The 11579-nt window shown below is 70.2% G+C and carries 9 protein-coding genes; 1 reads left to right on the plus strand and 8 read right to left on the minus strand.

Annotated elements, in window-relative coordinates; all coding sequences use genetic code 11:
* Positions 1–173: 173 nt before the first annotated feature.
* From QMF80_RS32420 to QMF80_RS32455, 8 genes are all read right to left on the minus strand, one after another.
* On the minus strand, positions 174–761 hold the full coding sequence (locus tag QMF80_RS32420) for a GTP-binding protein (protein ID WP_283459838.1): 588 nt from the start codon (positions 759–761) through the stop codon (positions 174–176).
* Entirely contained in the window at positions 742–1347 is a 606-nt protein-coding gene (locus QMF80_RS32425) for a DUF742 domain-containing protein (protein ID WP_283459840.1), read from the minus strand. Before QMF80_RS32425 ends, QMF80_RS32420 begins: the two co-directional genes overlap by 20 nt.
* 93 nt (positions 1348–1440) lie before the next feature.
* Entirely contained in the window at positions 1441–1854 is a 414-nt protein-coding gene (locus QMF80_RS32430) for a roadblock/LC7 domain-containing protein (RefSeq protein ID WP_283459842.1), read from the minus strand.
* 10 nt (positions 1855–1864) lie between these two features.
* The gene (locus QMF80_RS32435; RefSeq protein WP_283459844.1) at positions 1865–5092 is read right to left on the minus strand and encodes a sensor histidine kinase; all 3228 of its coding nucleotides are present in this window, start codon (positions 5090–5092) and stop codon (positions 1865–1867) included.
* Between the two features lie 293 nt (positions 5093–5385).
* Positions 5386–5973 carry a GTP-binding protein gene (locus QMF80_RS32440; protein ID WP_283459846.1) on the minus strand — a complete coding sequence of 196 codons (588 nt, stop codon included), beginning with the start codon at positions 5971–5973 and terminating at the stop codon, positions 5386–5388.
* The gene (locus QMF80_RS32445; protein ID WP_283459848.1) at positions 5954–6346 is read right to left on the minus strand and encodes a DUF742 domain-containing protein; all 393 of its coding nucleotides are present in this window, start codon (positions 6344–6346) and stop codon (positions 5954–5956) included. Before QMF80_RS32445 ends, QMF80_RS32440 begins: the two co-directional genes overlap by 20 nt.
* Before the next feature lie 149 nt (positions 6347–6495).
* Positions 6496–6909, minus strand: a complete 414-nt coding sequence (locus QMF80_RS32450) for a roadblock/LC7 domain-containing protein (RefSeq protein ID WP_349372260.1) — start codon at positions 6907–6909, stop codon at positions 6496–6498.
* A 9-nt stretch (positions 6910–6918) separates the two neighbouring features.
* Entirely contained in the window at positions 6919–10800 is a 3882-nt protein-coding gene (locus QMF80_RS32455) for a sensor histidine kinase (protein ID WP_502962969.1), read from the minus strand.
* 581 nt (positions 10801–11381) lie between these two features.
* Here QMF80_RS32455 and QMF80_RS32460 point away from each other — a divergent pair.
* The gene (locus QMF80_RS32460; RefSeq protein ID WP_283459853.1) at positions 11382–11576 is read left to right on the plus strand and encodes a hypothetical protein; all 195 of its coding nucleotides are present in this window, start codon (positions 11382–11384) and stop codon (positions 11574–11576) included.
* The last annotated feature ends 3 nt before the right edge of the window (positions 11577–11579 follow it).

Consider the following 11579-nt stretch of genomic DNA (forward strand, 5'->3'; position numbering starts at 1 on the left):
GTCGCCGACCAGCTCAACCGCCGCCCACGCAAAACGCTCGGCTGGGAAACCCCAGCCGAGCGCCTGCATAAACTCCTCGCGGCCTAGACAACCGACCACGTGTTGCAACGACCGCTAGAAACCGCCACCGGTGCGGGGGCCTTTCACGTGGGCGCGCGGACCGGCCGCGGCTCCTACCGCAGGCGCGCCATCAGCGCGTGCTCGACCAGCGTGATCAACGCGCTCTTGGCGTCGGCGCGGTGGCGGGCGTCGGTGGTGATGATCGGCGCGTCGGGTCCGATCTGCAGGGCTTCGCGGACTTCTTCGGGGGTATAGGGCTGGTGTCCCTCGAAGCCGTTGAGCGCGACGACGAAGGGGAGGCCGCTGTTCTCGAAGTAGTCGACGGCGGGGAAGCAGTCGGCGAGACGGCGGGTGTCGACGAGGACGACGGCGCCGATGGCGCCGCGCACGAGGTCGTCCCACATGAACCAGAAACGGTCCTGGCCCGGCGTACCGAAGAGGTACAGGATCAGGTCCTGGTCCAGGGTGATGCGGCCGAAGTCCATGGCGACCGTGGTGGTCGTCTTGTCCCCGGTGTGGGTGAGATCGTCGATCCCCGCGGAAGCGGATGTCATCACGGCTTCGGTGCGCAGCGGGTTGATCTCGGAGACGGCGCCCACGAACGTGGTCTTGCCCACGCCGAAGCCACCCGCCACCACGATCTTCGCGGAGGTGGTGGAGCGAGTCGCCCCGCCACCGCCGCTAGAGCTTGCGAAGTCCACTGAGCACCCTTTCGAGCAGTGTCACGTCTGGCTGACCGCCGGCGGATTCGTCCCCGCCGGGCTGATGGATGGCGACAAGGCCCGCCTCCGCCAGGTCGGCGACGAGGATTCGGGCGACGCCGAGGGGAATGGTGAGGAGAGCCGAGATCTCGGCGACCGACTTGATCTCGACGCAGAGTCGGCAGATGCGCTGGTGCTCGGGCAACTGCCCTTGCAGGCGCGAGGGATCGGCCGTCGTGCTGACCAGCGCCTCGATGGCGAGCTGGTAGCGGGGCCGGGTCCGGCCACCGGTCATGGCGTACGGACGTACCAGCGGGTTGTGCGCCTTGGGAGCAGGCGGCTGCGAGGGCCGCTGCGGCTGTTGACGCGGCTGTTGGTGCTGCTGGTGTGCTTGCGCGGGTGTGTACGGCTGCTGCCGCTGCGGGGCCTGCGCCGGTCTGGCGTAGGGCTGCTGCGGGTACTGCTGGTGCTCCGGCGCGGGCCGGTTGCTCGGGGAGGAAGGGAAGTTGAAGCGGTTCTGGTCGTGCCCACCCTGCGGCTGCTGCTGCGCGCCGCCATAAGGATGTCCTCCGTGGGGTGTTGTCACGTTTCCTCCTCCGACTCCAAGAACGCAGTACTCCCTGTGGAACCGCGCCACCGCACCCTATGGTGCGGTGGCGCGAAACGCACTGCTTGTTTGCTAGTTGAGAAGACTGCCCTGCAGCTCCGCACGGAGGTCCGGCGTCAGCACGCTGCCCGCCCGGTCCACCAGAAGGGCCATCTCGTAGCCCACCAGACCGATGTCGCACTCCGGGTGCGCGAGCACCGCCAGCGACGATCCGTCGGAGACCGACATCAGGAAGAGGAACCCGCGGTCCATCTCCACGACGGTCTGGTTGACCGCCCCGCCCTCGAAGATGCGGGAGGCACCGGCGGTCAGCGAGGTCAGTCCGGAGGCCACGGCCGACAGCTGGTCGGCGCGGTCCCGGGGGAAGCCTTCCGACATGGCCAGAAGCAGGCCGTCGGCGGAGACCACCACCGTGTGGGACACCCCGGGGGTGTTGTCCACGAAGTTCGTGATCAACCAGTTCAGGTTCTGTGCCGCCTGGCTCATCGGGCTCACACTAACGCTCCTGGTCATAGCTGTTACTTGACTGCTCCGAACCCGCGGTGCGTCCCTGCTGGACGCCGCGGCGCAGGTTGCTCAGCCTGCCACGGACGTCTTCCGGGGCGCGGGAGACCTGGGGGCCGCCCTGCGGGGTCGATTCCGCCACACCCTCGACCAGGTTGGCCTTGGGTACCCGCCGAGGGAGACCGGACGGGGTGACCCCGCCCGCCTTCGGCTCACGGAGCTTGCCGGCCTGCTGCCAGCGTTCGTCGTTGCGAGAACGCCAGTCTTCGCGGCCGTCAGTTCCCTCCGGCTCCTGCTCCGCTTCAGCGGGCTGCTGCTGACGCTGCGGCCGCTGCTCGAAGAGGGATCCGGTGGACTCCGTTTCCTGCTGTGCCGGTTGCCACTGCTGCTGGCTGCCGCGACGGGGCAGGCCGGCTCCGGTCAGATCGTGACCGGCGTCGGCAGCGGTGTCCGGACGGTCGAAGCCTACGCGGTCCGAAGCCGGTTCGGGAGCGGCCGGTGATTCCGATTCGGTCCCGTAATCCTGCTGGTAGGAGGCCGGGTGGGAGTTCCGCTCCGGCCACTCTGCCTGGTGGGACTGGGCATCGTAGGCACCGTCGTAGGCCGGATCGGCCTGCGTCTGGTCCTGGTACCCAGCTTCCGGATAGGTGTAACCATCCTGCTGGTACGGCGCGTAGCCGGACTGCTCGGGATAGCCGTCCTGGGTCTCGTAGGCGGTGGAGTCGTAGCCCTGCTCGGGCTGCTGCTCGTACCCCTGGTACGGCTGGTAGCCGTGTTCCGGCTGGGGCTCCGAATACTCCTGGGCGGCGTCCTGCTCCGGCGGCGCGTAGCCGGCCTGCGCCTCCAGCGCGGCCCGGCGCTCCCCGCGGCCCAGCGAGCGGCCCACGGGGTCCTGCTGGCGCGGCTGCTCGCCGTCCTGCTCCTCGGAGCCCGGGCGGCGGTCGTACTGCGAATCGTCGAAGCCGAGTTCGGCGGCCGTGCGCTGCGGGGGGCCCTGGTGCTGCGGGTACTGCTGGAGCTGGTGCTGCTCCGGAATGATCTGGGAGACCGTGAAGTCGTCGTCGGGTATGACCTCGCCACCACCACCATGGGTGATCACTTCGGGGAGCATGACCAACGAGGTGGTACCGGCCTGCTCGCCCGAGGGGCGCAGCTGGACCCGGATCCCGTGCCGGTCCGACAGGCGGCCGACCACGAACAGACCCATGCGCTGCGAGATCGCGGCGTCCACGGTCGGCGGGTTGGCCAGCTTGTGGTTGATGTCCGCGAAGTCCTCGGCGGTGAGGCCGATGCCCTTGTCGTGGATCTCGATCATGACGCGGCCGTCGGGGAGCCGGGTCGCGTTGACGCGGACCTTGGTCTGCGGGGAGGAGAAGGTGGTGGCGTTCTCCAGCAGCTCGGCGAGCAGGTGCACGAGGTCGGTCACGGCCTGGCCGTGGATCTCGGCCTCGGAGACGCCCGACAGCTCGACTCGCTCGTACTGCTCCACCTCGGAGGAGGCGGCGCGCAGTACGTCGACCAGCGGGACCGGCTGGTCCCAGCGGCGGCCCGGTTCCTCACCCGCGAGGATGAGGAGGTTCTCGCCGTTGCGGCGCATACGGGTGGCCAGGTGGTCCAGCCGGAAGAGGTTCTCCAGCTGGTCCGGGTCGGCCTCGTTGTTCTCCAGGTCGGTGATGAGGGTCAGCTGGCCCTCGATCAGCGACTGGTTGCGCATGGAGAGGTTCGTGAAGATCGCGTTGACGTTGCCCCGCAGCAGGGCCTGCTCGGCGGCGAGCCGCACGGCCTCCCGGTGGACCTGGTCGAAGGCGCGCGCGACCTCGCCGATCTCGTCCAGGGAGTCGATCGGGATCGGCACGACACGGGTGTCGACCTTGCCCGGGTCGGTGCGCGAGAGCTGGTCGACCAGCATCGGCAGGCGCTGCTCGGCGACGTCGAAGGCCGCACTGCGCAGGCGGCGCATGGAGCGGCCCATCTGGCGGGCCATCATGCCGGCCAGGATGAAGGCGGCGAGCAGGGCCACGACCACGATGGCGCCGTTGGTGATGGCCGCGTTGCGGGCGTCGTCGGAGATGACGATGGTGTCCGCGACGGCCTTGTCGAGGAGTTCCTTCTCGATCTCGGCGTAGCCGTTGAACTTCGCGGTGGCGGCGGCCTGCCAGGCCTGCGGGGTGGTGCCGCCGAGGGCGAGCTTGGTGTTCTTCTCGCCGCTGGCTATCGCCTCGGTCATACCGGTCAGGGCGGAGCCGTTGACGATCGGCGGTGCCTTGAAGGTGGTCCCGTTCTGCTCGGCCTGCGTCTTGGCCTCGTTCAGCTTGTTGGCGCCCAGGGCGGCCTGCTTGCCCATGACCTCCTTCAGCTTCTCCGTGTCCGCCTCGGTGCCGGCGGCGACGTACTCGCCGATCGCGATCTCTTCGAGGTAGGCGTAGGAGGAGAAGGCGACCAGCTGGGCCTTGCGGACGTCCTCGTTCTCGTTCGGACGGACCAGCAGGTGGGTGCCCACGGAGCGCTGGAGCGAGTTCGCGGCCTTGGCCAGCTCGATCGCGTAGACCATGCGGCCGTAGCTGGTGATGTTGCCGGTGCCCAGGCCCAGTTCGTTGGAGAACTGCATCAGGTTGTGCTGGACCAGGACGTAGCCCTCTTCGGTCGGGATGGGCCCGGCCGACTTGGGGAGGTCCTTCTTCGCGGTTTCCGGAGCGGCGTAGGCGGTCTTGCGGATCAGGTCGAGCTTGGGCTCTTCCTGCTGGAAGAGCTCCAGCCGCCGCTGCAGGCCCTGCTTCTTCGGCATGCCCTTCGCGGCTTCGGCGAACTTCTCCCTGGCCGAGTCGGTCGCCGCGTAGGCCTTGGTGACGACCTCGCTCGAGCGCTCGCCCTTGAGGAGGGGGTCGGCGGTGAGGTCGCGTTCGTTGAGCAGGGCCTGGCCGTATTCGGCCGCAGCCTGGACGATGCGGGCGGTCTTCTCGGCGTCCTGGGCCTCGTTCCAGGTGTCGACGGAGCCCTTCACCTGGAAGCCGCCCATGACCAGGCCGACGAGGACCGGGACGAGCAGGATGGCGTTCAGCTTGGTCGGCACGCGCCAGTTGCGGGGCGCGAACCTGCTGGTGCTGCCACCGCTCGCGGGCGCGTCGACGGGGACGTCGAAGCCCGACATCCCCACGCGCGGGGGCGGCGTGAAGTTGCCGCGCGCGGGTTCCTCCGCGGGGCTCGAATTGCTTCGCCTCACTCGACCAACAACCTCTCGGCGGTGCTACTAGCTAGTTCGTTGAATTCCAGCACGGTTAACGGCCGTGTTCCAAACAGTTGAATCCGGCCGTACCGAGAGCCTTATGTACCCCATAATTCGGACATAAAGACCAACCGGCAGGAAAAGTGGGGCGAGTTGTGAGCGGAGTGGTACCGCCCGAACGCACCCTGTGTCCGGCACGTGGTAATTCTCTCTCGAAACGTTATGAAAAGAGAGGGCGGGCCGTGTCGCATGACACAGCCCGCCCTGAACGCGCGGAGGCGGTACTCGTGTTATTTGAGGCGCGCCATCAGCGCGTGCTCGACCAGCGTGATCAACGCGCTCTTGGCGTCGGCGCGGTGGCGGGCGTCGGTGGTGATGATCGGCGCGTCGGGTCCGATCTGCAGGGCTTCGCGGACTTCTTCGGGGGTATAGGGCTGGTGTCCCTCGAAGCCGTTGAGCGCGACGACGAAGGGGAGGCCGCTGTTCTCGAAGTAGTCGACGGCGGGGAAGCAGTCGGCGAGACGGCGGGTGTCCACCAGCACGATCGCGCCGATGGCGCCGCGCACGAGGTCGTCCCACATGAACCAGAAACGGTCCTGGCCCGGCGTACCGAAGAGGTACAGGATCAGGTCCTGGTCCAAGGTGATGCGGCCGAAGTCCATGGCGACCGTGGTGGTCGTCTTGTCCCCGGTGTGGGTCAGGTCGTCGATGCCCGCGCTCGCGCTGGTCATCACGGCCTCGGTGCGCAGCGGGTTGATCTCGGAGACGGCGCCCACGAACGTGGTCTTGCCCACGCCGAAGCCACCCGCCACCACGATCTTCGCGGAGGTGGTGGAGCGAGTCGCCCCGCCACCGCCGCTAGAGCTTGCGAAGTCCACTGAGCACCCTTTCGAGCAGCGTTACATCCGGCGTGCCGCCGGCCTCTCCATTGCCCGGCTGGTGGATGGCCACCATTCCGGCCTCCGCCAGGTCGGCGACGAGGATCCGGGCGACACCGAGCGGCATCGCCAGCAGCGCGGACACCTCCGCGACCGACTTGACCTCGCGGCACAGCGTGCAGATGCGCTGGTGCTCGGGAAGCAGGCCCGACAGGTGCATCGGATCGGCGGTGGTGCTGACCAGCGCCTCTATGGCGAGCTGGTAGCGCGGCCGGGTCCGGCCGCCGGTCATCGCGTAAGGACGCACCAGCGGCTGGTCGCCTTCCGAGTACGAGTCTCCGTACGCATCGGGGTAGGCGGGGGGCGGGGTCATGAATCCTCCGGGCTGGACAGCAGTGGTCAAGGTGCCGTCCGACGGGGCCGGTGGGGGGACGGGATGACGGCCAAACGGCGGTACTGGGTTCCGGGGCGGGGACCCCGGCCCCCCGGTCGGCAGTACCCGCCGACCGGGAGGTGCGGACGTCAGGTGAGCAGGCTTCCCTGCAGTTCCGCGCGCAGGTCCGGGGTGAGGACACTGCCCGCGCGGTCCACCAGGAGGGCCATTTCGTAGCCCACGAGGCCGATGTCGCACTCGGGGTGCGCGAGAACGGCCAGCGAGGATCCATCGGAGACGGACATCAGGAAGAGGAACCCGCGGTCCATCTCCACCACCGTCTGGTTGACGGCGCCGCCCTCGAAGATGCGGGAGGCGCCGGCGGTCAGCGAGGTCAGCCCGGAGGCCACCGCGGCGAGCTGGTCGGCCCGGTCACGGGGGAAGCCCTCGGACATGGCCAGAAGGAGGCCGTCGGAGGAGACCACCACGGTGTGGGACACCCCGGGGGTGTTGTCCACGAAGTTCGTGATCAACCAGTTCAGGTTCTGTGCCGCCTGGCTCATCGAACTCAACTATCGCTCCTGCTGGTAAGTGGGGTCGACGTGGTAACTGCCGGTCGCCGGACCGGGGGTGCCCGCCTGACGGCCCTGCTGGATACCGCGCCGCAGGTTGGTGAGCCTGCCGCGGACGTCGTCGGGCGAACGCGAGACCTGCGGGCCCGCTTGGGCCTCGGCCTGCTGCTGGGCGGTCCCCGCGACGAGGTTCGCGCGGGGCACCCGGCGGGGGAGCCCCGACGTGGTGATCCCGCCCGCGGCGGGCTGGCGCACGCGCTCGGCCTGCCGCATCAGCTCGTCGTTGGGGGAGGAGCGCCAGCTCACGGTCGGCGAGCCGGGCGCGGCGTTCTGCGCGGGCTCGGCCGCGCGCTCCTGGCCGCGCTGGGGCAGCGGCTGCTGCGGAGTGGCGGCCACCGGGGCGGGCCCGGTCGGCAGACCCTGCTGCGGCTGCTGGGGTACGGCCGGTGCCTGGCCGGGGGGCTGCTCGCCCTCCTGGCGGAACCAGTTCGACTCCAGGTTGTCGAAGAGCGGGGTCCGGGCGTCGCCCGGGTGCTGGGCCGGGGGCAGCGCCTCCGGCTGGCGGGCCTGGGGCAGCCCCGGAGCCTCGGCACGGGCCGCCGGTACGGGCGCCCCCGGCTGCTGGTGCTGCGGCTGCTGCGGGTGGCCGTCCTGGTCGCCGTAGCCGCCGACACCGGGGCCGCCGGTGCGCGGGGCCCCGAAGTCGGGCCGCTCGAACTGGCCCGTCCCGGACTGCGGGAAGTCGGGCCGCGCGAACTGGCCGGTGGTGGAAGGGTTCTGGGCGCCCGGGAAGTCGGGGCGCGCGAACTGGCCGGTGGCCGACGGGTCCTGGGAACCGAGGTCCGGGCGGGCGAACTGGCCCGTGGAGCCGGGGTCCTGGAAGCCGCCGGAGGTGCCGGGCCGCGCGAACTGGCCCGTGGTGGACGGGTTCGGCGCACTGAAGTCCGGGCGGGCGAACTCGGCCGTGGAGCCGGGGCCCTGGACCTCGTCGTGCCCGCGGGGAACGTCCTGGCCACCGCGCCGGCCAGGGTCGGCCCCCCAGCTGGGGGTCTGCGGGAGCCCGGCGGCCGCGGCACTGCCCGCGCCCGGAAGCTCCGGACGCGGAGCGCCACCGCGCGGCGGCAGCTGCGGCCGCACCCGCGGGGTCACGGGCGCGTCCTGGCCCGGGGCCTGGCCCGGAGCCGGGGGCTGCGGACGCTCGAAGCCGCCGCCCTGCGGGGACGCCCCGGGGGCCTGACGGTTCTGCGGGGCGCCGAACGGGTCATGCTGACCCTGACCGGCGGTCCCGGAGGTGGTGGGCCCGCCCGGGACGACGCCGGGGCGGCCCTGAGGCTGCCAGCCGCCCGTCGCGCGCCCGGCCCCGGCCACCGGCGCACCGGCACCGAAGGCGTTCGGGCCCTGCGGAGCCTGACCGCGGCCGGGCTGCTGCTGGCCCCGGCCGCCCTGCTGGTTCTGCTGTCCCTGGGGACGCTGCTGGCCGGAGTTCTCACGACCGGGCAGCGCGGCACGCTGGCCGCCGCCGGAGACCTGGCCGCGCTGCGGCGCCGCGCCCAGGGGAGGACGTACGCCCGTACCGGAGACCGCGCCCTGCTGGCCCGCGGCCGGCTGCACACCCGGTCCGCCCTGGCCGCCCGACATCGGGGCGGGCTTCTTGCCGCCCTGCGCCACGTCGACCGGGAGCATGACGAGCGCCGTCGTACCACCGGAGTCGGAGGGACGCAGCTGGATCCGGATGCCGTGTCGCAGGGACAGGCGGCCGACCACGAACAGACCCATGCGGCGCGAGACCGAGACGTCCACGGTGGGCGGCGCGGCGAGCCGCTCGTTGATCGCGGCCAGGTCCTCGGGGGACAGGCCGATACCGGTGTCGTGGATCTCGACCAGGACGCGGCCGTCGGGCAGCGCGTGACCGGTCACCTTGACCTTGGTCTGCGGGGAGGAGAACGAGGTGGCGTTCTCCAGCAGCTCGGCGAGCAGGTGCACGAGGTCGTTGACGACGCGGCCGGCGACGTCGGTGCCGGGCACCGACGACAGCTCGATGCGCTCGTACTGCTCCACCTCGGACGCGGCGGCACGCAGGACATCGACCAGCGGGACCGGCCGGGTCCACCGGCGGCCCGGCTCCTCGCCCGCGAGGACGAGGAGGTTCTCGCCGTTACGGCGCATGCGGGTCGCGAGGTGGTCGAGCTTGAAGAGCGAGGACAGCTGGTCCGGGTCGGCCTCGCGCGACTCCAGCTCGGAGATGAGCGAGAGCTGGCGCTGGATGAGGCCCTGCGAACGGCGCGAGAGGTTGGTGAACATCGCGTTGACGTTGCCTCGCAGGAGGGCCTGCTCGGCGGCGAGCCGGACGGCCTCGCGGTGCACGTCGTCGAAGGCCGCGGCCACCTGGCCGATCTCGTCCCGCGAGTGCACACCGACCGACTCCACGGAGGTGTCGACGTCCTGCGGGTCGGTCTCGGAGAGCTGCCTGACGAGCTCGGGCAGGCGTTCCTGGGCGACCCGGGTCGCGGTGTCCTGCAGACGGCGCAGGGAGCGGATCATCGACCGGGCCATGACGAAGGCGCCGACGAGGGAGACACCGAGGACGAGGAGGATCAGGGCGCCGTTGATGATGGCGTCCTGCTGAGACTGGTTCTTCAGCTCGCGGGCCTTCTGCTCCATGTCCTCGAGCAGGGTCAGCTCGATGACCTTCATGGCCTGGAGCTTGGTGTCGTCGGCGTCGTACCAGTCCATCCAGGACCGGTTCTTCTCCTTCGAGAACTGCCCCTCGGTGGTCAGCACGCGGCGGGCGTAGTGGTCGGCGGTGCCGATCTCGCTGTTGCCGTCGCCGAGCGCCTGGAGGAGCTCCTCGGGCTTGCCCTGGTAGACGAGTTCGAAGGTCTTCTTCGACTGGCTCTCGCCGCGCTGGGCGGCCAGGGCGTACAGGCGGTCGTTCTCGCTGAGCTTGCCGGGCTCGGCACCGGTCTCCGGGAGCGCCGCGGCGATGACCGCGCGCTGGATCGAGGCGTACTCCTTGGCGGACGAGAAGGCCGCCAGGGCGCGCGTGCGCTTGATCATCTCCGGGCTGGAGGTGGCCTGGGCCATGTCCTGGGAGAGCGAGAGCAGCGAGACGATCAGGCCGTTGTACTCGGAGACCGTCTGCTGGGCGCCGTTCACGTACGCCTTCTTGCGGATGTCCTCGATGCCCGCGAGCTGACGGCCGATCTGCAGGACGTTGTTGCGGATCGACTTGAGGGTGTCGTCCTTGTCCTGGGCGTTGTCGATCTTGTCGGTCGCACCGGCGAAGGCGGTCGCCGCGGCGTCCGTCTGGTCGCGGACGCCCTGCACCAGGCTGTTGGCCTTGCCCGTCTTGACCACCGACAGCGGACCCGCCGACTTGTCGCGCTCCTCCTGGAGCGCGGCGGCCAGGTTGGTGGCCTGCCGGGTCATCGTCGTCAGCAGCTGCATGTGCTCCAGCTGCGCGATGTCGTTGAGCGAGTCGTTGATGCGGAAGCCACCGAGCGTGGTGGCGGCGACGACCGGCAGGGTCAGCAGCGACACCAGTCGCGTGCTGATGCGCCAGTTCTGCAGGGCGAGCCGGGAGCCGGGCCCACTGGGGGCCTTCGGTATCGCCAGGTCCCGCTCGGCCGACTCGTCCACGGCGGTCTTGCCGCTCGCCTTGGCCTTCGCCTTCGCCTTGGGGCTCTTGCCCCTGCCCTTCGCCTTGGGGGCGGCGGGCGTGTCAGGGCCCGTGCCGCCGGCAGCCGGCCCGCGGTTCTGGGCGTGCTGGGGCGAGGAGCCACGGTCGGTCCCGCTGCGCGGCTCCTGCTCCGCCGCAGCGTCCCCCAGTCCCTGGCGGGCCTGGGGAGACCCCATTCCATCCCTCTTGAAACGTCCCTGCACTAGCTCGCAACCTCTGGACCAGGCGTCCCTCCGGGCGACCGGCGGGACGGTGTCGAGTCGTGGGGCACTGACGGCCCCATGGTGGTCGTCGGTGACCGGCGCGTCTCCCTCTCTGTGCCGCCGCGCTCGGCGCATAGTCGCGCCGCTTGCGCGCCGGCTGATTCCCGCGGCGGTCCCGCGAATTCCAGCACAGTGGCGGATCTCCAACAAGGTGCGAGCGTTCGGCCGGGGAGTCGGTTACGGCTTGTGACAGAGGGGCTACCCGATGTGGAAGCCTTTTCGGTGGAAAGTGGACTTTTGCTGTGCAATCCCTATGACCCGCCGGGTGTCCCAGTCGAGATGATCAGGAGCGGAATGGCGCGTTCAGTGGCGCAATGTCCGTTTTCTGGGGCGGAATTGACTGACCGTTATGACCGTAATGACCGGTCACTGGTGAGCAAACTCACACAGCCGTGGCCATTACTTCTCCGTTCGTCGGGGGATTCAGATGTTTAGCCTGGCTCTTTACAGCGACGGCACGCCCGACAACCGGCGCCCACGAGGTGCGTCCGGCCCCCAAGCGACAAGGGTCCGATACTCCGATGAGTACGCAGAAGACGACGATGATGTTCCGCAACATAGCCAACCCCCGCCGCACCACCCTGGCGCACCTGAAGGACGCCGAGGAGCTGCAGTCGGTCGAGGCTCCGGAGCACTCCGTCGAGCTGCCCACCCAGACGGCGAACCCGCGCCGCACCATCCTGATGGACGCCCCGGTGGCCCCCGCCGCGCCGTAGCCG

The sequence above is a fragment of the Streptomyces sp. G-G2 genome, assembly GCF_030063135.1.
Lineage (GTDB): Bacteria > Actinomycetota > Actinomycetes > Streptomycetales > Streptomycetaceae > Streptomyces.

What these genes read in the sequence shown, in the direction of transcription:
- QMF80_RS32445 (WP_283459848.1), bottom strand. Translation starts at nt 6,346, where the DNA reads ATGACCCCGCCCCCCGCCTACCCCGATGCGTACGGAGACTCGTACTCG.
- QMF80_RS32430 (WP_283459842.1), bottom strand. Translation starts at nt 1,854, where the DNA reads ATGAGCCAGGCGGCACAGAACCTGAACTGGTTGATCACGAACTTCGTG.
- QMF80_RS32460 (WP_283459853.1), top strand. Translation starts at nt 11,382, where the DNA reads ATGAGTACGCAGAAGACGACGATGATGTTCCGCAACATAGCCAACCCC.
- QMF80_RS32450 (WP_349372260.1), bottom strand. Translation starts at nt 6,909, where the DNA reads ATGAGCCAGGCGGCACAGAACCTGAACTGGTTGATCACGAACTTCGTG.